15 protein-coding genes and 1 pseudogene are annotated in these 20515 nt (G+C 72.0%); 5 read left to right on the plus strand and 11 right to left on the minus strand.

Annotated elements, in window-relative coordinates; translation table 11 throughout:
* Nucleotide 1 precedes the first annotated feature (1 nt).
* The 3 genes from ACIBIW_RS17560 to ACIBIW_RS17570 are packed head-to-tail and all read right to left on the minus strand — an operon-like array spanning nucleotide 2 to nucleotide 8080.
* Nucleotides 2-1558, minus strand: coding sequence for a long-chain-fatty-acid--CoA ligase (locus ACIBIW_RS17560; RefSeq protein ID WP_399336981.1), 1557 nt, complete (start codon nucleotides 1556-1558; stop codon nucleotides 2-4).
* Entirely contained in the window at nucleotides 1551-7772 is a 6222-nt protein-coding gene (locus tag ACIBIW_RS17565; RefSeq protein WP_399336983.1) for a beta-ketoacyl synthase N-terminal-like domain-containing protein, read from the minus strand. The genes ACIBIW_RS17560 and ACIBIW_RS17565 overlap by 8 nt, the downstream gene beginning before the upstream one ends.
* A complete protein-coding gene (locus ACIBIW_RS17570; protein ID WP_399336985.1) occupies nucleotides 7769-8080 on the minus strand; it encodes an acyl carrier protein in 312 nt (103 codons plus the stop codon). Before ACIBIW_RS17570 ends, ACIBIW_RS17565 begins: the two co-directional genes overlap by 4 nt.
* 343 nt (nucleotides 8081-8423) lie before the next feature.
* Between ACIBIW_RS17570 and ACIBIW_RS17575 the strand changes: the two genes are divergently transcribed.
* A complete protein-coding gene (locus ACIBIW_RS17575) occupies nucleotides 8424-9902 on the plus strand; it encodes an APC family permease (RefSeq protein ID WP_399336987.1) in 1479 nt (492 codons plus the stop codon).
* The gene (serS, locus tag ACIBIW_RS17580; RefSeq protein WP_399336989.1) at nucleotides 9895-11172 is read left to right on the plus strand and encodes a serine--tRNA ligase; all 1278 of its coding nucleotides are present in this window, start codon (nucleotides 9895-9897) and stop codon (nucleotides 11170-11172) included. The genes ACIBIW_RS17575 and serS overlap by 8 nt, the downstream gene beginning before the upstream one ends.
* A 58-nt stretch (nucleotides 11173-11230) precedes the next feature.
* On the opposite strand, the gene ACIBIW_RS17585 is transcribed toward serS, so the two are convergent.
* The 3 genes and pseudogenes from ACIBIW_RS17585 to ACIBIW_RS17595 all read right to left on the minus strand — a co-directional run.
* Nucleotides 11231-11380 (minus strand): hypothetical protein, encoded by a 150-nt coding sequence (locus ACIBIW_RS17585; RefSeq protein ID WP_399336991.1) that lies wholly within the window; start codon nucleotides 11378-11380, stop codon nucleotides 11231-11233.
* A 29-nt stretch (nucleotides 11381-11409) separates the two neighbouring features.
* Nucleotides 11410-12417, minus strand: a complete 1008-nt coding sequence (locus ACIBIW_RS17590) for a DUF2156 domain-containing protein (RefSeq protein WP_399336993.1) — start codon at nucleotides 12415-12417, stop codon at nucleotides 11410-11412.
* Between the two features lie 315 nt (nucleotides 12418-12732).
* Nucleotides 12733-12975, minus strand: a pseudogene (locus ACIBIW_RS17595) (IS630 family transposase); the annotation flags it as partial.
* A gap of 23 nt (nucleotides 12976-12998) precedes the next feature.
* Here ACIBIW_RS17595 and ACIBIW_RS17600 point away from each other — a divergent pair.
* The gene (locus ACIBIW_RS17600; RefSeq protein ID WP_399336995.1) at nucleotides 12999-13772 is read left to right on the plus strand and encodes a phosphotransferase; all 774 of its coding nucleotides are present in this window, start codon (nucleotides 12999-13001) and stop codon (nucleotides 13770-13772) included.
* Between the two features lie 42 nt (nucleotides 13773-13814).
* Here ACIBIW_RS17600 and ACIBIW_RS17605 read toward each other — a convergent pair whose 3' ends face one another.
* The 4 genes from ACIBIW_RS17605 to ACIBIW_RS17620 form a co-directional block, all read right to left on the minus strand.
* Nucleotides 13815-15071 (minus strand): hypothetical protein, encoded by a 1257-nt coding sequence (locus tag ACIBIW_RS17605; RefSeq protein WP_399336997.1) that lies wholly within the window; start codon nucleotides 15069-15071, stop codon nucleotides 13815-13817.
* 16 nt (nucleotides 15072-15087) lie between these two features.
* Nucleotides 15088-15951, minus strand: coding sequence for a hypothetical protein (locus ACIBIW_RS17610; RefSeq protein WP_399336999.1), 864 nt, complete (start codon nucleotides 15949-15951; stop codon nucleotides 15088-15090).
* Nucleotides 15948-16934 (minus strand): hypothetical protein, encoded by a 987-nt coding sequence (locus tag ACIBIW_RS17615; RefSeq protein WP_399337001.1) that lies wholly within the window; start codon nucleotides 16932-16934, stop codon nucleotides 15948-15950. Before ACIBIW_RS17615 ends, ACIBIW_RS17610 begins: the two co-directional genes overlap by 4 nt.
* Nucleotides 16935-16997: 63 nt before the next feature.
* A complete protein-coding gene (locus ACIBIW_RS17620; protein WP_399337003.1) occupies nucleotides 16998-17528 on the minus strand; it encodes a nucleoside 2-deoxyribosyltransferase in 531 nt (176 codons plus the stop codon).
* A 757-nt stretch (nucleotides 17529-18285) separates the two neighbouring features.
* On the opposite strand from ACIBIW_RS17620, the gene ACIBIW_RS17625 reads away from it, so the two are divergent.
* Together ACIBIW_RS17625 and ACIBIW_RS17630 are read left to right on the plus strand one after the other, a co-directional pair.
* On the plus strand, nucleotides 18286-18414 hold the full coding sequence (locus ACIBIW_RS17625) for a hypothetical protein (RefSeq protein ID WP_399337005.1): 129 nt from the start codon (nucleotides 18286-18288) through the stop codon (nucleotides 18412-18414).
* A 67-nt stretch (nucleotides 18415-18481) separates the two neighbouring features.
* Nucleotides 18482-19207: a hypothetical protein gene (locus ACIBIW_RS17630; RefSeq protein ID WP_399337007.1), complete on the plus strand. Its 726-nt coding sequence runs from the start codon at nucleotides 18482-18484 to the stop codon at nucleotides 19205-19207.
* 63 nt (nucleotides 19208-19270) lie between these two features.
* Here ACIBIW_RS17630 and ACIBIW_RS17635 read toward each other — a convergent pair whose 3' ends face one another.
* Nucleotides 19271-20305 (minus strand): LuxR C-terminal-related transcriptional regulator, encoded by a 1035-nt coding sequence (locus tag ACIBIW_RS17635; RefSeq protein WP_399337009.1) that lies wholly within the window; start codon nucleotides 20303-20305, stop codon nucleotides 19271-19273.
* Between the last annotated feature and the right edge of the window lie 210 nt (nucleotides 20306-20515).

The following is a 20515-nucleotide window of genomic DNA, read 5'->3' on the forward strand; positions in this document are numbered from 1 at the left end:
CTCACTGGTTGGCGAGCCGCTCGCGCACGGCCCTGCGCAGGACCTTGCCCGCCGGGTTGCGTTCGAGAGCGTCGGCGAAGTGGAAGGCGATGGGGAGCTTGTAGTCGGCGAGCCGCTCACGCAGGAACAGCAGCAGTTGCCTGGGGGTGGGCGGCTTGTCGCCGTGGCGCACCACGCACGCGTGCACGGCCTCGCCCCAGTCCGGGTGAGGCAGCCCGACGACCGCGGCGTCGGCGACGGCCGGGTGCTCGCACAGCGCCTTCTCCACCTCGGCGGGGTAGATGTTCTGGCCGGCGACGATGATGGTGTCGTTGATGCGGTCGCACAGGAAGAGATATCCCCGCTCGTCCAGGTAGCCGGCGTCGCCCATGAGGAGCCAGCCGTCGACCAGGGTGCCGCGGTTGGCCTCCGGCAGGTTCCAGTACCCCAGCATCACGGACGGAGCTTTGACGCAGACCTGACCGATCTGCCCGGGGCCGAGAGTGTGTCCTCCCGTGTCGACGATCTTCAGCTCGTTGCCGGGGCAGGCCCGTCCGGCGGAGCGCAGCAGCGGGCTGCCCGGCCGATGGTCGGCCGGCGGCAGGCAGGCGGCGACGCTCGCCGTCTCCGTGCTCGCGTAGATCTGGGCGAACTCGCAGCCGAACATGTCCAGGCACCGCGTCAGCAGCGCCTCGGAGATGGGCGCCCCGCCGTAGGCGATCTTGCGCATCGAGGTGAAGGCGGAGCGGTCGGCACCGCGTTCGTCGAGCATCATCTGCAACATCGACGGGGCGGCGAAGGTAATGGTGACGCCGTGCTCGCGGATCAGCCGCACGGCCTCCTGGGCGACGAAGGCGCGCATCACGACGTTGGTCAGGCCCGCGTTGAAGCCGTGCATGAACCAGCCGATGCCCGCCGTGCCCAGTCCTGGCAGCGAGATGAGACTCACGTCGTCCGGGTACCAGTCGAGCCACCGCTCGCCCACCGCGCGCTGCGCCGCGGGCAGCGTGAAGAAGCCGCGGTGCGGGACGACGGCGCCCTTGGGCCGGCCCGTGGTGCCGCTCGTGTAGATCTGGACCACCGGGTCCGCCGGGGTCACGGTGACGTCCGGGTCCGTGTCGGGGGCCTCGGCCCACCAGGCGCGCAGTCCCGTTCCCGGGTCGGCGTCGCTCCGCCGGTCGACAGTGACGATGTCGCGCAGCCGCGGCAGCCGAGGGCGGAGCTTCTCCACCCGTTCGACGAACTCCTCATCCACGAAGACGAGTTCGGCCTCGGCGTCGCCGAGAATGTGGTCGATCTCCGAGGTGGTGAGACGCCAGTTGACGGGTACGAACACCGCTGCGGCCTTGGCGCAGCCGATGATCGCCGTGTAGTAGTACTCGGACTCGCGACCCAGGTAGGCGACCCGCGAGCCGCGGCCCACTCCGGCCGCGAGCAGGGAGTGTGCCACGCGGTTGGAGTCCCGGTGCAGCCGTCCGTAGTCGACCGAGCGGTCCTCGCAGCGGACAGCGGGGTGGCCGACCCGGTCCCGGGCGTGTGCCGCCGAGGTGGCGACGAGGGTCCACTCCTGCTCACTCACGGTGTGCCTCCAGTTGGGCGCCGAGGAAGTTCGCCAGGTCCCTGGGTGAGGGGTGGTCGAAGGTGAGTGTGGCGGGCAGGGGCACCCGGAAGAGCTGTTCCAGTGCCGTCTTCAGTTGGAGCGCCATCAGCGAGTCCAGGCCCAGGGAGACGAACGCCGTGGTGGGCTCGATCTGTTCGGCGTCGTCGGCCTGAAGGGCCGCGGCGACCGCGGCGCGTACCGACCGGTCGATGAACTCGCGGCGCTCCGCCTCGGGTTTGCCGAGGAACGCCGCCAGGTCGAGGCGGTCGTCGCCTCCGGAGCCTTCGCTGTCGACCAGTTCGCTGTAGAGCGCGTTCTCGACCATGCTCGGTGCGACGTAGGCGTTCCAGTCGAACCAACCGGCCACGTAGGGCCCGTCCTGGCGGACGAGCAGCTCCCTGAAGAGCCCCAGGGCGCGCGGCGGCGAGAACAGCCGCACACCGCTGCGTTCCAGTTCCCTGCCGAGGTTCTCCTCCAGCCGGGCGGACATACCCACCGCGCCCCACGCGCCCCAGTTGACCGAAAGGGCGGGCTGCCCGGAGCGGCGGCGCAGGGTGACCAGGTGGTCCAGCAGGGAGAACGCGGCCGCGTAGTGCCCCTGGGTCGAGCCGCCGAGTACGGATGCGATGGACGAGTGGACGAAGAAGAGGTCGAGTTCGGGGCTGTCCAGGGCGAGTTCGTGCAAGAGCCAGCCGCCGTACGCCTGGCCGGCCAACTGGGTGTCGATGTCCTCCCAGGTGAGCCTGCCGATGAGGGACTTGCCCGCGACACCGGCCGCGTGGACGATTCCGCCGAGCGGGACCGGGCCTTCGGACAGCCGTTGCCGCAGCCGTGCCATGTCGGTGGGCGACGAGACGTCGGCGCGTTCCGTGCCGACGTCGGCGCGTGCGGCGAGGTCGGCGAGGATCGGAGCGGCCTCGGGGGTGGGGGTGCCGCTGCGGCTGACGAGCAGCAGATGGCGAGCGCCGAGGTCCACCAAGGCGCGTGCGGTGACGATTCCGACGCCGCCGAGACCGCCGGTGACGAGGTACAGGCGGTCGGGCCGAATCCTGACCGGCGGTCGCGGGCCCCGTCGGGACGCGGGCCCTGACGGGGCGCCTTCCGGCGGGCCGTCGGGGGTGAGGGTGACGACGACATGTCCGTCGCGCCCGGTCTCGGCGGCCTCGCATGCCTCGGGCAGTTCGTCGATGTCGTAGTCGCACACCGGCAGCAGAGGCAGTTCGCCCCGTTCGACGGCGGCGCAGATACGGGCCGCCGTACCGGGTTCGCCTTCGCCGGGCCAGGGGGCGACGGTGACGGACCTGCCGTCGGCCGCGAGGCGTTCGGTCACTTGGGCGGGCAGTGGCTCGTCCGGTACACCGACCAGCAGGTGGGCCTCGGGCACCGTGGCAAGCGGCGACAGGTGTGCCCCGGGAACGGCAGCGTCATCGGTGCCCGGGAGGGCGAGCACGTCGTGGGCGCCGAGATCGCGAAGCGTCCTCGCCTCGCCGGGTGGCGCGGTGACGTACACCTCGGCGCCGCTGCACGCGGCCAGGGCCACCACGGCGCGCACCATGGCCCGGTCGGCGCCGTGCACCACAACACGTTTCCCCGCGGTGAGTCCCGCCCGGCCGATCAGGGCGTGGTGGGCTGCCGTGTAGGCGGCAACGGACGCCGCCGCGGCGGCGGGGCCGACCCCTTCGGGCAGCGGGACAGCCGCCTTGTCGCGGACGGTCACGGTGCGCCGCAGGGTGCTGTGGTGTGCCACCAGGACATCGGCGCCGACGGCGAACGCCGCCGCGGGTCCCGCGGCTACGACGGTGCCCGCGCACCCCGACCCCGGCGTGGTCGGTGCCGCTGTGCCGGCCCGGCGAGTCAGGGCCGCCGCCGTGACCCGTACCCGGATCAGGTCCCCGGTGGGCGCGGTGCCGTCGGAGGGCACAAGCCGGGGCTGCCCGGACTCTCCCTGCTGGGGTGCCACGGCCTCGAACTCGCCGTCCCAGGCGGGAGTCGAGCGGCCCGGCAGGAGCCGGCGCACATGGCGTCGGCCACCGCGATAGGCGAGCTGGTAGTCGCCGGTGTCCGGGGTCAGCAGCGCGTCCGCGAGGTACTGGAGGCCGTCCGGGTCAGCGGATGGCAGGTCGACGAGCGTGGTGCGGGTGCGCGGGTTCTCGTTGAGCAGGACGTGCCCGAATCCCCACAGGGTTGCGGCGGCCGGCTGCTGTGCCCCGTCCGGCTCGTCCCCCGGCAGCCACTGCGCGCGAGCGGTGACCAGCCACAGGCGGGGAATCCGCGGCAGTCCGGCGTCCGTCGCCGCGGCCACCAGGTCGAGGAGCCGACGGTAGTTGTGCTCGCACTCGGCGCGCAGCCTCGTGTGTCCCATGGGCTCGGGCCGGTCGGACGACGGCTGCCAGAACCAGCACACGTCGGTGACCGGGCCCCCGGTCGGCTCGTTCTGCCCGGGAGCGCCGCCGCCCAGCACGGAGGGCAGTTCCCCCACGGGGTCGAGCGCGGTGACACCCAGGCCGCGGGCCGCCGTGTGCGCGGTCAGCGCGTCCGCCTGCGCACCGGCGGCGCCGACCAGCAGCACACGGCGGCCCGCCGGGTCCGCGGTGGCGGGTACGGAGCGGCGCAGCCAGCGGTGCCGGTGCAGCAGAAAGGGCATGCGCCGCCATGGCAGCGCCGGACGGTACTCGACGCCGGTCAGCACGGCGACCGGCGCGTACTCGTCGCCGATGAGCAGGTCCGCGGTGCGCGTCTCCATGCCCGTTCCCGTGACGTGGGCGACGACGCTGAGCCGTGCGCCGCGCGGCTTCTTCAGCAGGCGGAGCGAGCCGATGCCTGAGGGGACGAAAGCGGGGCTGGAGTCGTCGAGGGCGACGGCGGTGAGCAGGGCGCACTCCAGCACGTCCAGGGGCAGGTATGCGGAGGGGTCCCCCGCGCGTGGCGCCAAGTCGGCCACGAGCGTGCCGTCCTCGTGCCGGGCGATCTCGGTGATCGTCCCGAAGCGACCGGGGTCCCAGCCCACGGCCGCGAGGTCGGTCGCCAGGTCGGCGCCGCCGGTCCTGTCCCGGACGGAACCGGTCGGGAGGAAGGGCACCGGGGGTGTGAGCGGCAGCGCCGACGGGTCGAGCAGCGCGCTCGCGTGCAGGGTCTCCCCGTCGGCGGGGCCGCTGACCACCTCGACATCGGCTCGGCGGTCGTGCCGGGTCCGCAGCCGGGTGCGCACGGACGTTCCGCCGTCGCCGGCGGAGTGCAGGGGGGCGTGCAGGACGAGCTGCTCCACGACGGCGTGGGTGTGTCCGTACACGGCGTCCTGGAGGGCGAGCAGCAGCTCCGGGTAGGCGGCGGGCGACAACGTCGGTGTGTCGTCCCGGGTGGGTCCCGCCTGCTGCCAGAACGGGGCGTCGGGCGCGTACCAGGCGCTGAACTCCCGTACAGCCGACGGCTCCTGCCCGGTGGCGGTCCGCGCCTCGTCCTGGGGGGTCTCCTGCCCGAGAAGCGGATGGGCCGCGGGGCCGCGGCTGTAACGCGCCGTCCCCGCAAGCGGCAGCCAGTACCGCTTGCGTTCGAAGGCGTAGCCGGGCAGTCCGGTTTCGGGGGCCGGCGCCTGTCCTGCGTACACCCCGTTCCAGTCCACCGGTGCCCCTGCCGTGTACAGGTCGGCGAGCGCCCGCAGGAGGGCCGTCTCGCCTCCGTCTCTGCGGCGCAGGCTGGCCACCCAGTGGTGCCCGTCGCCCAGGACGCTCTGCCGGGCGAGCGCGGTCAGCGCCGCGGAGGGGCCGATCTCCAGGAAGGTGTGGCGGCCGCGCTTCTCCACGGCTCGGACGCCCGCCATGAACCGGACGGGTTCGCCGATGTGGCGCACCCAGTAGTCGGGCGAGGCGATCTCGGTGTATGTGGCGACGCGACCGGTCAGGTTGGACACGATCGGCACGGACGGCCGGTGGAAGGTGATGTCGGCCATCGCCGTGCGGAAGTCGTCGAAGACCTCCGCCATGAGCGGGGAGTGAAACGCGTGCGACACCGACAGTTTTTCGCTGCGGATGCCGTCGGCGGCCAGGTGCGCGGTCAACTCGTCGAGTTCCGCGACGTCTCCGGAGATCACGCACTGCCCCGGGGCGTTGACGGCCGCCACGGCGAGTGCGGGCCACCGCCCGAGCATGGGCTCGATCTCCTCGACGGGACGGCTGACGGCCGCCATGCCGCCGGGTGCCCGCACGGACTGCATGAGGCGGGCCCGTGCCGCGACGAGCGTCACCGCGTCGGGCAGCGTGAGCAGTCCCGCCACCGTGGCCGCCGCCACCTCGCCGATGCTGTGTCCCAGGACGACGTTGGGTTTGATGCCCCAGGAGATCCACAGCCGCGCCAGCGCATACTCCAGGGTGAACAGGGCGGGCTGGGTGTACTCGGTGCGGTGGATGTCCTCGGCGCCTGTCTCCCGTGTCAGCAATTCCCTGATGGAACGCTCCAGATGGGGCGCGAACAACCCGTCGCAGGCATCGACCGGGTCACGGAAGGCGGGAAAGCGGTCGTACAGGTCGGCCGCCATGCCCGCGTACTGGGCTCCCTGGCCGCTGAAGAGGAACGCGGTCTTGCGGGGGGCCGCCGTGGTGCCGGTCTCGTCGTCCGGGCGGGGTGCGAGCAGCTTACGGACGCCGCCGACGTCGTCGACGACACCGGCGAGGCGGTGGCCGAAGTGCGCGCGGCCGGTGGCAGCCCCGCGGCACAGCGACCGTATGTCGTCGCCGTCGTCGCGGCCGTCCAGGAAGTCGACGTACCGCTCGGCCTGCCGACGCAGCCCCGCCCGGCTCTTGGCGGACAGGGTGAAGACCGCGAGCCGCGAGCCGTCGAGTGCCGTCTCCACCGGCTCCTGCGCGGGACTCTCCTCCAGCACGGAGGCGGCGATGGTACCGGCGAACCCGAAGCTGTTGACGACCGCCCGCCTGGTGCCCTGCGGCCAGGGCACGCACTCGGTGGGGACCCGGATGGGGTAGGTGTCCCAGGGTATTCGCGTGGAGGGGGTGTGCAGGTTGAGGTGCGGATAGACGGTTCCCGAACGCATCTGCAACACCGTCTTGATGACGCCGACGATGCCGGAAGCGGGCTCCATGTGTCCGAGATTGGTCTTCGCCGAGCCCACGAGCAGCGGCGCGTCCCTGGTGTGTGACGCGGCGAAGACGTCGTTGATGGCGCCGAGTTCGATGGGGTCGCCGATGGGTGTTCCGGTGCCGTGCGCCTCCACGTACTGGATGTCCGAGGGTTGCAGACCGGCCGTCGCGAGTGCCCGGCGGATCACCACTTCCTGGGCGGGGCCGTTCGGCACGGTCAGCCCGGCGCTGTCGCCGTCCTGGCCGATGGCGGTCCCGCGGACCAGGGCGAGCACACGGTCGCCGGCCCTGCGGGCCTCGCTGTAACGCTTCAGGACCAGCATTCCGCAGCCCTCGGCGCGAACGTACCCGTCGGCGTCCTCGTCGAAGGTCTTGCACTGCCCGTCCTCGGCCAGCATCTGGCCGTGCGAGAACATGACCATGATGCTGGGGTGGTGCAGCACGTTGACGCCGCCGCACAGGGCAATGTCGCAGTCGCCGAGGCGCAGCCCCTGGGCCGCCATGTGCAGGGCGCTGAGCGAAGAGGAACAGGCGGTGTCCACGGTGACGCTCGGCCCGCGCCAGCCCAGGAAGTACGACAGCCTCCCGGACAGCGGGAAGAGTGTGATGCCGGACGCCAGGTGGCCGTCGAGGGCTTCGTAGGGCAGGGCGCCCATCTCCAGCGCGTAGTCGATGGAGCTGGCCCCGATGTAGACGCCGCCGTTGCCGCGGCGCAGCGGTGTCGGGTCGACGCCCGCGTGCTCCAGCGCGTGCCAGGCCGTTTCCAGGACCAGCCGCTGCTGAGGGTCGACGTACTGAGCCTCTTTGGGCGAGATGTTGAAGAACGGTGCGTCGAACAGGTCGATGCGGTCGAGGAAACCACCGCCCGCCGTGTGAATCTTCCCCTTCTCGTCCGCGCTGCCGGGACGAAACGCCTCCGCGTCCCAGCGGTCTTCTGGCAGCGGGGAGATCCCGGAGCGGCCGTCGCGCAGCAGGTCGTCGAAGTCGTCCGCCGACTCGCAGCCGCCCGGGAACCGCAGCCCGACCCCGACGATGGCGATGGGATCGTTGCCCTCGGCTTCGCCCGTCATGTCGTCCCTTCCTGCCTTGTCGGTCCCGGTCATCGGTCGTACACCGCGGTGACGAGCCGCTTGCTCAGATGAGTGACCAGTTCGTCGACGGTGGGGGTGTTGAAGAGCAGCGTCGCGTCGATGCCGACGTCGAGTGCCTCTTCCAGCTCCTTGCGCAGTCGGCCCAGGTTGAGTGAGGTCAGACCCAGGTCGAAGAAGCTCGTGTCGAGGGGGAGTTCCTCGTGATCGTCCATGAGGAGTACCTCCTTGAAGCGCGCCACGACGAACACCTCCAGCTCGTCCCGCAGGTCTGCCGGGGGAAGTTCCCGCATGCGCAGGGCGATGCTCCGGGGTTCTGACATGCCGATCCACCCGTTCCGTGGTGAAGGGCGGAGGGCCGCCCAGCGGTGTTCGCTATGCCGGGGCGATCGAAACAGGGGCGGCTGATGTCCCGCTGACCGAGAGCTGACAGCGGTCCTGCGGCCCGTCGGTCAGGGCAGTGTCAGCAGACGGTCAGCGCGGCGGGGTCGAATGGGCGCCCGCACAGCGTCGTCCGCGGCCCGGCTCCGGCGCGCCCCGTCCCCGCCACGCCGGGGCGCCGCGTGCCGAAGGAACGACCCGCGCGCCCGGAGCCCTGGGCCTCGTCGTGGTCGGTGGAGTCGCCCGAGCCGCACGCGCGGCGACCCTCCCCACTCTGGAGTTCCCATGTCCGCCAGTGGTCCACATGAGCCACCCGCCCCGCCCGGCCGACTCGGTACCGGGCACATCCTCGTTCTCATCGTCGCCGCTGCTGCCCCGCTGTCCGCCATGGTCGGAACCGTGCCGCTGGCCTTCGCCTTCGGTGCCGGGGCCGGCGTGCCCGCGGCGTTCCTGTTCGCGGGCGTCACCCTGCTGTGCTTCTCGGTCGGCTACGCGGTCAGCACGCGCCGTACCGGAGGATCAGGTGGGTTCTATGCGTCCGTCGCCGACGGTATGGGGCGCCCGCCCGCCGTCGCCGCCGGGTACGTCGCACTGCTCTCCTACAACTGCGCCACCATCGGACTGGCCGGCGCGCTGGGCTACTTCACCCAACTCGTGCTGGCGGCCCACGGAGTGGCGGTGTCCTGGGAGTGGTGTGCGGCCGCGGGGCTGGTGCTGACGGCCGCGCTCGGATACCGGGAGATCACACTCAGCGCCCGCGTACTCGGCCTTCTGCTGCTCGGCGAGGTCGGGGTGCTCGCCGCCCTGGACGTCGCCATCCTCTTCCGGCACGGGGCGCACGCCCTGCCGATCGCGTCGTTCTCGCCACATGTCGCGGTGGGCCAAGGGATCGGCGTCTCGTTGATGTTCGCGTTCGTCTCCTTCATCGGCTTCGAGTCGGCCGCTCTGTACGGCAAGGAGGCGAAGCGGGCACGGCGCAGCGTGCCCCGGGCCACCTACGCGGCCGTCGTCCTGATCGCCGTCTTCTACACACTGACCTGCTGGCTGACGGTGGGCGCCGTGGGCACCGAGGGGGTGCGGAAGGTCGCGGGCAAGGAGCTGGGGGACCTGTTCTTCGTGCTCGCCGACGATCTCATCGGCAAGGTGGGCGGCAGCGCGCTCCAAGTGCTGCTGTGCACCAGCCTCTTCGCCGCGACGCTCGCCCTGCACAGCGCCGCGGGCCGCTATGCGCGAGTCCTCGCCGAGGACGGGCTGCTGCCCGCCGTGCTGGCCGCCGAGCACCCCAGGCACCGCTCGCCGCACCGGGCAAGCCTCGCGCAGAGCGCGCTGACGGCGGTGGTCGTGGCCGTGTTCGCGGCGGCGGGACTGTCTCCGTACGCGGACCTGACGACCAGCATGCTCGGCCTCGGCACCCTGGGGATCGTCGCGCTCCAAGCGCTGGCCGCGCTGTCCGTGCTGGGGCTGCGACTGCGCGGGAGCAGCGGGCACTGGTGGCCCACCCTCGTCGCACCGTTCCTCGCCTTCCTCGGGCTCTCGGCCTCGGTGTGGCTGGCCGTCGACAACTTCGACATGCTCACCGGCACCCCCTCCCGGGTGATCGCCGCGCTGCCGTGGCTGCTGCCGCTGGTCGCGCTGGGCGGACTGGTGCGTGCCGCCCGGATGCGAAAGGCGCAGCCGCCGCGCTACCACCGGCTGGCCACCCGGCACCTCGCCGCTCTCACCCGGGCGTCCGCGCCCGCCCAGGCAGGAGACGGTCATGCATGATCCCCACCAGCTCCTGGAGGCGGGCCCCGAATCCGTACGGCGCCTCGCCCGCCGCCGCCACGAACTCGACATCGACGCCCTGGACGGCGCGCTGCGCGCACGTGCGCTGGCGCGGGCCGAGGTCACCCGGCTGCGCACCGAACTGAACCACACGGCCAAAGCCCGCCGCTCGGGTCCGCCGACAGATGCGGAGAGGGAAGCCGCACGTGCGCTGCGTGGCGAGGTGCAGCGGGCGGAGACCACCGCGCGCACGACCGTCGACACGCTGAACGACATCCTGCTCGGCATCCCCAATCTGCCGCTCGACCAAGTTCCGGACGGCATCTCCGAGAAGGAGGCCGTGGAGATACGCAGGGGCGGGCCCGCCCCGTGTCCCGTTGACGGGGCCCGCCATCACGCCGAGATCGGCGAGACGCTCGGAATTCTCGACCCGTCAGGGGCCGCGAGGCTCTCCGGCGCCAGGTTCAGCGTCGCCCGAGGGGCCGGGGCACGGCTCGAACGGGCCCTCGGCGACTTCTTCCTCGACCTGCACACCGCCGAACACGGCTACACGGAGCAGTCCGTGCCGTTCCTCGCCAGCCGCGACACCATGACCGGAACCGGTCAACTCCCCAAGTTCGAGGAGGAATTGTTTCACACCAGGGTCGGCGAGCGGGAGCTGTACCTGATTCCGACGGGCGAGGTGCCGCTGACCAACCTGGTGGCGGGAAAGCTGCTGGACGTGCGTGGCCTGCCGTACGCCGTCACGGCCCGCACCGCCTGCTTCCGTGCCGAGGCGGGGGCGTACGGCCGGGACACCAGGGGCCTGCTCAGACTGCACCAGTTCGAGAAGGTCGAGTTGGTGCGCGTCTGCGCGCCCGAGGACGCGCAGCAGCAGTTGGAGCTGATGACCGCGCATGCGGAGGAGTGTCTGAGCCGACTCGAACTCTCCTTCAGGACCGTGCTGTTGCCCGCGGGCGATCTCGGCTTCTCGGCCCGAATGACGTACGACATCGAGGTGTGGCTGCCGGGCGGGGGTACCTACCGGGAGATCTCGTCCGTCTCCGACTGCGGTGACTTCCAGGCACGGCGCGCAGGCATCAGGGTCAGGCACGCCGACGGCCGCAAGACACCCGCGGCCACCCTGAACGGCTCGGCCCTGCCGATCGGACGCACGGTGGCCGCGCTGCTCGAACAGGGCGTGCGGGACGACGGATCGGTGGTACTGCCCGACGCGCTGGTGCCCTACACCGGGTTCCGGCGGCTCCTGCCCGGAGGCGGCACCGAGTGAGCACGGCGGAAGGGGAGGGAGCCGGGTCCCGGACTCCCTCCCCTTCCGCGCACCCGGTTCAGGTGGCAGCCTCCTCGCGCATCCGCTCCTCCACGGCATGGACGGCGGCGTCGGCGGCCTCGGCGACCTGCGGGTCGTCCGGAGCACCGATGATGGCCATCAGTTGCTCGATCATGGCGTGCTGAAGTTCCTCGGTCGACCGGTTCACAGCAACGGTCCCTTCCTGGCGGTGGGTGGTCAAAAGGCGTTGCAGGCCCGGAAGACGTGGGCGAAGCCGGGCAGCGAGGCCGCCGGTCCGTCGAAAGCCACGTACTCGGGGATGACCACGTCGGGCGCCCACTTCTGCTTGTACGAGAGCTGCGTCTGCGCCGGGTACAACGCGGCACCCTCGGCCCACAGGGCACGTGTCAGCCACTGGAACGCGCTGCTGTGGCCGTCGAGTTCGTAGCCGGAGTCGAGGCCGGTGAACGGCGTGAACCCGAAGTGCAACCACGCGACGCCCTCGGCCCTGAACACCTCGATGGCGTGCGCGTTGATCGCCTCCATCAGGCCGGGCGAGCCCTCGGGGATGCGCCTGCTGAGGTCGTGCATCCAGCCGGCCCTCGAACCGTGGACCGGCGAGTACGAGATGTAGGCGACCGGGGCCCCGTCGATGGCGCCGACGAACAGCCGCCGGTGGGCCTGGGCTGCGCCGCCGATCTGCCCGACAAGGAACTCCAGCTCGTGCGCGCCGCCCTTGGCCCCGAGCCATGCCTTGTCGATGGTGGCGACGGCGTCGCGCACATCACCGGCGTCGACCTCCTGGATGGTGAGGCCGTTGCGGTGAGCGCGGGAGATCTTGTTGCGTAACTGCATGAAACGGGTGCCGCGCAGGGTGAATTCGGCGAGGCTCACCGCCCAGGAGGCGCCGATCTGATTGACGGTGAAGCCACGCCGGGCGTAGTGCTCGGCGTCACCGCGCTGGAGCTGCACACCGACGAGGCCGAGGCCCTCGTCCCTGACATGGCTCCTGAACGCGTCCAGGAGCGTGTCGTAGTCGTCCTCGGCGGCGAACGGGCCGCCGAACTGGACGGCCCAGCGGCCGGTGCGGCGGTAGACGACGACACCGTCGGCGCCCGGCACGGTGAACATACTGTTTCCGCTGTTGAGCGCCAGGAACGAACTCGGGTTCTCGCTCGCTGTGTGTGTACGTATCGCCTCCAGAATCCGTTTCTCGGCGCCGGTTTCGGTGCTGGTAACGGCCATTCCAGTACCCCTTTCGGAAGCGTTCTCACGGCAAGAGAGAGCGTTGAACCGAGTACAGCACCACAAGACTGTCCCGCAAAAGGGCAACCGGACACTTATTTCCCCTCGTCAGACGCATGTCAGCATTCCATCAGCGGGCCTGACAGCTTTTTGACGTGGCCCCTGCCGGAAGACACGCCTGGACCCCCATATTGATCCGAAACGTTTTGGATTCACGCTTGTTGCCGGTGAACCGCGGCACCCCGGCGCGCTCCGGCTCGCGTTCGACGGACATGCCCTCGCACATACCGCGCGCGGTGCGCGGGACGCCGGGGTGATGGGGGCGCCGTTGGACCGGGCGGCACGGATCGGCTTCGGCGCGGCCAGGGACTGAGCGGCGCCCTTGTGGTGACGGTCCACGCCGCACCGCGTGTCGTCCCCGACCGAGTAGCAGCCGGGAAAGCGGGTCACTCCGTGAGCGCGGTGGCAGGTCGCCGGAGTCCGGTCGGGCCGACTCTGTTGTGCCCGGCAGCAGCCCCCGGTGGGGCGGATACCGAGCGGCCCGAACTCGTCGAACGCCGGGCCTGGCCTATCATCGACGGGTGATCGAGGACGGCGCCACCGACCAGGGCAGTGTGACCACCGTTCGGCGGGTGGGGGAGACCGTCCGGCGTCCCGTCGGGGAGTGGACGCCGGCCGTGCACGCGCTGTTGAAGCACCTGGAGGAGGCGGGCTTCGACGGGGCGCCGCGTGCGCTGGGTGTCGACGGCGGGCAAGAGGTGCTGTCGCTGCTCCATGGCGAGCCCGCCTTCAAGCCCTGGCCGCCGTTTCTGCGGGCGGAACACGGGCTGGTCGAGCTGGCGCACTGGCTGCGGGACTACCACCGGCACGTCAGCGGCTTCCGGCCCGCGCCCGGCGACCACTGGCAGGCGGCAGAACAGGAATGGCGCCCCGGCATGGTGATCCGGCACGGCGACCTCGGCCCGTGGAACTCGGTCTGGGACGGCGACAAGCTCGCCGGTTTCATCGACTGGGACTTCGCGGCGCCCGGGTACGCGATCGACGACGTGGCCCAACTCGCCTGGTACGCCGTCCCGTTGCGCCCGGTGGATCGGGAACGGGACCCGTGGATCACGGATGTGTCGCTGCTCGGTACCCGGCTCGCGGTCCTCTGCTCCGCCTACGGAGCGCGGCCGGCGGCCGTACTGGACGCGCTTGCGGGGCTCCAGGAGCGCGAGACCGCGCGCATCGAGGATCTCGGCGGGCGCGGTGTGGAGCCGTGGGCCGCCTTCCTGGCCAGGGGCGACGCGGCGGAGATGCGCGAGGAGACCGGGTGGCTGCGGGACCACCGCGGCCCGCTGCTCGGCGCGGAGTGACGCACCGCCCCTGCACGCACGCCTGACGGCGCCCCGGGCCGGTTACCGTCCGGAGCCCTCGACGGACGCGGGCGGCGCCGACGCGGCGTCGGCCGTCGGCCCTGCGGTCCACAGCCTGCGGCTCTGCCAGGACATGAGGGCCGCGACGATCGCGAGGACGGCCGCGAAGGCGTAGGCGCCGCGGTAGCTGCTGTGGGCGATGACCACACCGCCCGCCTGCGCCCCGATCGCCGTGCCGCAGATCGCCGCGGACGTCATGATGGCGAAGCTGGCGTTGCTCTGGCTCTCCGGCACGGTCCGCGTGACGAGTTCGTACTCCGTGGCGATGACGGGCACCGACAGGATGGTCCACGCGGACAGGGCCAGCACCATGGTCGCGAAGGAGTTCGCGAAGATCGGCGGCACATAGGACACGGCGAGCCCCGTGACACCGATGCAGTACAGGGTCTCCTTGGGCATCCGCCACGTCCTGACGGCGTACACGGCGCCCGCGGCCAGGCCGATGCCGCCCGAGATCGCCCACAGCGGGCCGGTCAGCGCCGCCGAGCCGATCGTCAGCGCGAACGCGGGGATGGCCACCTGCTCCGCGCCGCCCGCGACCGCCTCGATCAGCATCCGGACGGTCAGCGCGCGAAAGCCCCGGTGCCGCAGCGGGGCCAGGACCCCGCCCGGCGCCCCCGCGGGACCGCCGCCCGGTTCCGGCGCACGGGTGCCGCCGCGCATGACGCGTACGAACGAGAGCCCGACTGCCGCCCCGCCCGCGAGGACGGCCCCCGCCGTCAGACCGGTCTCGGGGCCGCCGAGCAGGATGAACCCGGACAGCAGCAGCGGGCCGACGATCGCGAACAGGGACCCGACCAGGGCCTCCCCTGTGAAGATCGCCTCCCGCTCGTGCTCCTGCTGGTGCTCCCTCGCCGCCGACCTGATCGCCGGGCTGATCGGCGGTGTGGAGAGACCGGCCAGCAGGCAGAGGACGGCGTTCGGCATGACGGAGGACGGGGACTGGAAGGAGAGCGCGCCCAGCGCGAGGAGTTGCCCGACTCCGGTGAGGCGCAACGCCGTCGTGCGTCCGCGGCGGTCCGCCAGATGGCCGATCCAGGGGCCCGACACCGCGACCCCGGCGTTCAGCGCCGCGACGTAGAACCCGCCGAGCACCGCGGAGTCGCCGCTCGTGCCCGTCCACAGCACCAGCGCGGCGGAGTTCATGAAGAGCGGCAGCCGGCCGAGGAAGGCCACGAGGAACGGCACCCGCATCTGCCGGATGCCCGCGAGCACCCTGAGCTGGTTGCCAGACTTCATCGGTCAAGTCCCGTCGTCATGTGGTCAGGTGGGTACGGAAGTCCAGGGCGAGCGCGCGAAGGCCCCTGCCGAAGACCCGTCGGACGGCCTCCTCCGGCCACCAGTCGAGCGGCAGTTCCTCCAGGTTCGCCATGGTGATCCGCTCGCCGGCCGGTGCGTCCTGGACGAGACAGGGCCGTCCGCTCGGCGCGGGCAGCCCGAGCGCCGCCAGGTAGGGGGCGTCGGGGCCGAGCGCCGCCCGGACCGCGGCGACCATGTGGGCGCCCTCCACGACGCAGGCTTCGGGGGGCAGTTCGCGGTAGCGGGCGAGGTACCAGGTGAACGCGATGAGGATGTCGTCCTCGTTGCGGAACCCCCGCGGGTGGTCGACGTCGGGCTGGAAAGGGGCGAAGAGCCCGTAGAGCACCGAGGTGTCCACGGGGGCGGCGGACGCCGGGGGCCGGGTGTTGACACGCACCTCGCCCGGTACGCCCAACCGGTCCGCGAGCCCCTCCGTCGCCGCCGCCACCTCGTTCGCGACCCGGGCGAGCCCCTCCGCGCGGCCCGGATACTTCAACTGCTCCTCCGCCAGGTTGATCCGGACGATGACACGGCTGCCCCGCCCGGCCGCGAGCAGCATCGGGAGAAGCACCTCCCAGACGACGCTGACCGGAAGCCGCCGGGGGTCGCCCGAACTCTGTCCGATGCACGGGTGCGCGGCGAACACCGGGGCCGCGAGGAGGGCTTCGGCCCGGTCGCCGGGCGAGCCGAGGACGATCCCCCCGCCCAGGCCGTCCGGGCAGGGGACGAGGCCCGCCTCCCGCCACATCCGCGGTGTGCCCTCGCCCGCGGCGGTCATCCTGCGGCCCGCCGGGCTCCACTGCCGCACCGGGGCGGTCACAGCAGGTCCAGATCGGCCAGGCGGTCGATGCCCACGCCCAGGCAGAAGCTCGACCTGCCGCCGCCGACGAAGGCCGTACCGTGGTCGTTCAGCGACGACAGGGCGGTACCCGCACCGGGCTCGTCGTCGCGGACCGTCCACTCGTTCTTGCGCTTCATGCCGGGTGTGAAGCCGTCGAGCGCCGGCACCCAGTCGCCCTTCGCGACGCGGTCGAGGACGGCCGCGACCTTGAGCCTGACCTCCTCCATCACCGCCGGCGCCCGCTCGGCCGGCCCGCACCAGACGGCCTCCCAGACGCGGTACGCCTCCAGCCGCCCCGCGGCGGACCAGCGCCTGGCAGGCTCGTGCCGGTAGGCGTACCCCACGCCGCAGTACAGTCCGTCGCGGCGCCGGTCGAGGCCCGCAAGCAGTTCGAGGCAGGCCGCGTGCGGGAGGCGGCCGGTCGCGAGCGACGACGAGATGTTCTGCGGATGGTCGCGCCCCGTGGCGGAGTTGGTGAGCATCGGGTACCACACCGGGATCGGCTCGAAGGCGGCCACGGCGGCTTCGAGGTCGGCGACGAGATCCGTGATCGCCGCGGCGCCCTCGCCGACCAGCATGAGGCTGCCCGCCCTGCCGTCGGCGGCGGGCCGGGTCGTGGGGGCCTCGACGACGACGTCGCCGAGTGAGGTCCTGGCCCGGCGGAAGCCGTCGGGCGCCTGCGGCAGGTCCCGGCCGGACGGGGCGAGCGGGCGGTACCAGCGTTTCTCCGCGCCGGGCGGGGAGTCCGCCAGATGCTGTGCCAGCGTCTCGACGGTGTCGAAGCAGGCCGGGGTGAAGTCGGCCCAGGTGTCGCGGGACAGCTCGTACTCCGCGGCGGTCAACAGCTCCGCCATGACGAGCGAGTCGATGTCGCCGCGCAGCGCGCTGCCGGCCGAGAGCGTGTGGCCGAGGTTCTCCGCGAACCAGCGGATCACCCAGTCGCGTTCAGAGTTCCCGTCCATCAGGGCCGTTCATCCTCTCGAAGTCCAGGGCAGGCTCGGCGGCTTCGCGCGGGCGGGCCGTCGTCATGAGGCGACGCTCACCGTGCGCCGGGCCGACCGGGCGATCGACGTGAGCAGCGGCCCGGGGTCCTCGGCCACCTCGATGTCGTCGAAGAGGGACACGTCGGCGATCTCCGGCAGCCCGCGCAGCAGATGGCTCGCGCCGGACGCCAAGGGCTGCCGCGTCACCAGGGCGATGGGCTTGCCGAGCGCGGAGGCCCAGCCCATCTCGACATGCGTTCCGTCGGTACGCAGCAGATCGCCGTCCCGCACCGGCAGCACCGGCACGAACACGTCGCACCGCCGCATCCAGCCGAAGTCGCGCACGGACACCTGCTGCGGCGAGAACAGCGGAGTGTCGATTCCGAACTTCTCCGCGACATGGGCCGAGAAAACGGTGCCGCCGGCTTCCTGGAGCGCGCCGATGATTCCGTGGAGCGTGCGGTGCAGCGGTGAATAGAAGCTGCCCTCCTCGATCGCGTACTGGATTGGCCCACCGACGAAAACCTTGATGCCTGTGAGATCGGCGCCGTCGTGGACTCCGGCAGCTTTCATGGGTCACCTCGTTCTGGACGGAAGTGTGGACGGCGTCGTAACCGGCGGCTCCGGGCTGTCGATGAATCGCTGTCCCACGCAGGCTCAGCCCCCGGCCCCGCCGCCTTCCATGACAAGCGGGAATCCTGGCAGCCCCTATACCCCCGCGCCAGTGGCCCGCACTGTCAGCAAGTGCGGCAACCACTTGTGGCCACTGCCTTTTTCCCGGGGGCGCGTGAACACGTTCCGCGACAATGCGGGGACGGGTATATCCACCGGCCGGGGGGAGAAATCGGGCCCCGCTTCGGCCGCCGCCGCGGACGCGCCGCGCGGCGGGCGCGCGACCTGCCGGGGCTCCGCTCGGGCCGGCTCGCGGGCCGCGGACCGAGCGCGCACCCGCCCGCCAGGGGGGCCGCCGCGCCCGCCGCACGCCGGGCGGGCATCGGGCCGTCGCACCTGCTCACAGGCGTCGTCTGCGGCCGTGGCCGCCGCGTGGGGCCCGCGGTGGCCGTACGGCCGGGAGGCGCGCGTTCCGGATCGCCGCGCCCCGGTGGAAACAAGTGCTCGGCGCACTTGTGGTCAGCGCCCGCTTGTTGTGGCGCGAGCGGGTGCCGGGCAATGCTTGTCGTGTTGGGAATTCCAGGGCCACCGAAACGGGGCGTGCAATGTCCACGACATGTGCACGGAGTTCGCGGAGGCTGAGACAGCACGAATGCGTGCAGATTTCCTAGGGGGAAACAAAAACATGTTCGCCAGGTTTTCTTCAGCTCTTGTCGCCATGCCTCTCGCCGTATCCGCGGCTCTCGTACTCGCGGTGGTGGCCACCCACACCGCGACCGTGCCCACGGGCGCTCCGATGTCGGTGACCGCGGCGGCCGGGTCCGAGGACGACACGGGCTGGCAGTGACGCGCGAACACGGCCGGCGGTTCGCCCCGGGACGCGTAACTGCGCCCGGGGTGAGGAGAGGAGCACCATGGACGATTCCGGAGACGGCGGGGCCGGAGGCGTGCCCCCGGGGACGCCGCGGTTCTCGGCCGCGTCCCGGCCGCTCATGGAATTCGTCGCCGCGCGCTCGGCCGACGACCTTTCACTGGCGGCGCGCAGCATCTGGGCAGGCGACTTCCACCTCGCCATCCGCAGCCTCCGGCGGGCGGTGCGCCTGATCGACTTCGGTACCGCGACGGCGGCGCTCGGCCGGGAGTTCTCCGACGGCGACCGGCGAGCGGCCGACGACGGGCGCGGGACGCCCGGGGACGACGCCGCCGCGAAGGTGGTCGCCATCGCGGGCGAGGGCCGACGCGCGGCCCGCGGCGGCGCACGGCGCGCGGAACCGGCGGCCTGCCGCGAGACGGAGTTGCTCGGGCGGCTGCGGCAGGGTGCGGCGCAGACCTGGGAGGCGTTCGGCGCCGCCGCCGAGTCGTCCGGCCCCATCGCCTGGGAGCTTCTGGGCCACCTGGGCCGACGGCGGGAACCCCTCGCCACGAAGGAGAGCCGGCTCGCCGGGACCGCCGAGGTGTACCAGGCCCTGGTCGAGTTGAACGCCGCCGCCCTGCGCTGGGAGCGCAGCCACTGGTGCGACAGGTCATGGGGCGAGGACCGGTGGTGCGCGGCCTCCTGTATCAGCCCGCTCTTCCCCACGCTGCCGCCGGGTCCTGGCGCGACCGCGCCAGGCGTCCATGTCGGCGCGACGACTTGGTGAAGGGCGCCCTCAACAGGCCACCGCGCACCGGGCTCGCGGGGCCGATGGGGCCCGTGGGGCGGCTCACACCGCGGCGTCCTGCCGACCGCCGTCGGTCCAGCCACGCCCGGCCGCCAGCACACCGGCCTGGAAACGGCTGTGCGCGCCTAATTCGGTGAGTATCTCGGAGATATGACGACGGCACGCGCGGGTGGACATGTTCATGCGCTTGGCCACCACCTCGTCCTTGACGCCCGCCGCCATCAGACGCAGGATCGCCGACTTGATGTCGTCGATGGTCTCCCCGTACCCGACCCCGGTGTAGACGAACGGCGTCGCCAGCCGCCACGTCTGCTCAAGCGACTGGTACAGGTACTCCACGACCGACGGCTCGCGGATGATGACGGCGCCGCCCGCGCCGTCCCTGCGATCGGCCAGGAAGGCCACCTCGCGGTCGAAGATGACGACGCGCTCGATGATCCCGGAGGCGGTACGGATCTCGGACCCCGCCGTCTGCATGATCGAGAAGTGCCGCTGCACCGTCGGACTCGACAGCACGGTGTGCGGATAGATCGTGCGCATCCGGACACCGCGCTGGAGCAGGGCCAGGTCACGCGGCCGACTGTCGGCGAGGGTGCTCTCCTGGAGCGCCTCGGGCTGCGCCGTCAGCACCTCGCTCACGCAGTTCTGGGCTGCGTGGCTCAACAGCGAGCGGACGAGCTGGAGATCGGTGCTGCGCTCCACCTCGCGCAGCGCGCTGTCGGCGCCGCCCAGCGAGTCGAAAGCCTCCTGGAGGCCCTCGACCCCCGCCCGTATCTGCTCCGACTCGCTGTGCAGCCTGCTGATCTCCAGGGCCCGGCGGCCGAGCGAAGCCGCCAGCGCGAGCCGGGGGTTGAGCACCGAGACCACGCCCGTCTCGGGGTCGAGCCGCACCAGGTGCAGCGACACCAGGGTGCCGATGTCCTCGTCGATGGGCGAATCGGCACACTCGGCGGGGTCGGCGGAGTCGGCGGGGTCGGCAGGGGTTGCCCACTCCTTGCCGGTCAGGGACGAGCGGGGCGCCGATCCGCCGTTCTGGACCAGGAACTGGTAAAGCCGCTCGGCGCCTGGCGTCACCATGCGTGGCATCTTCGTCGGTATCCCTTCTGGCCGCGGTGGTGGTGACGGGCGGGGTGGCAGACGGGAGATCCCGTCGGCCCGGGTCCGGGGCGCCGGCCCCGGTGAACGCCCCCGTCGTCACTCGTCAGCGGGGCACGCGACGACCGGCTCGACCGGCCGCCGGAGGGGGCACGGGGATGTCGACGATGCCCCAAGCGATTCCTCCGAGGT

It is taken from the genome of Streptomyces sp. NPDC050560 (assembly GCF_044457285.1).
Lineage (GTDB): Bacteria > Actinomycetota > Actinomycetes > Streptomycetales > Streptomycetaceae > Streptomyces.

Bases quoted from the DNA above. Each gene is read 5' to 3' on its own strand.
- ACIBIW_RS17565 (WP_399336983.1), bottom strand. From the start codon at position 7,772: ATGACCGGGACCGACAAGGCAGGAAGGGACGACATGACGGGCGAAGCC.
- ACIBIW_RS17570 (WP_399336985.1), bottom strand. From the start codon at position 8,080: ATGTCAGAACCCCGGAGCATCGCCCTGCGCATGCGGGAACTTCCCCCG.
- ACIBIW_RS17575 (WP_399336987.1), top strand. From the start codon at position 8,424: ATGTCCGCCAGTGGTCCACATGAGCCACCCGCCCCGCCCGGCCGACTC.
- serS (WP_399336989.1), top strand. From the start codon at position 9,895: ATGCATGATCCCCACCAGCTCCTGGAGGCGGGCCCCGAATCCGTACGG.
- ACIBIW_RS17590 (WP_399336993.1), bottom strand. From the start codon at position 12,417: ATGGCCGTTACCAGCACCGAAACCGGCGCCGAGAAACGGATTCTGGAG.
- ACIBIW_RS17605 (WP_399336997.1), bottom strand. From the start codon at position 15,071: ATGAAGTCTGGCAACCAGCTCAGGGTGCTCGCGGGCATCCGGCAGATG.
- ACIBIW_RS17615 (WP_399337001.1), bottom strand. From the start codon at position 16,934: ATGGACGGGAACTCTGAACGCGACTGGGTGATCCGCTGGTTCGCGGAG.
- ACIBIW_RS17620 (WP_399337003.1), bottom strand. From the start codon at position 17,528: ATGAAAGCTGCCGGAGTCCACGACGGCGCCGATCTCACAGGCATCAAG.
- ACIBIW_RS17625 (WP_399337005.1), top strand. From the start codon at position 18,286: ATGCCTCTCGCCGTATCCGCGGCTCTCGTACTCGCGGTGGTGGCCACC.
- ACIBIW_RS17630 (WP_399337007.1), top strand. From the start codon at position 18,482: ATGGACGATTCCGGAGACGGCGGGGCCGGAGGCGTGCCCCCGGGGACG.
- ACIBIW_RS17635 (WP_399337009.1), bottom strand. From the start codon at position 20,305: ATGGTGACGCCAGGCGCCGAGCGGCTTTACCAGTTCCTGGTCCAGAAC.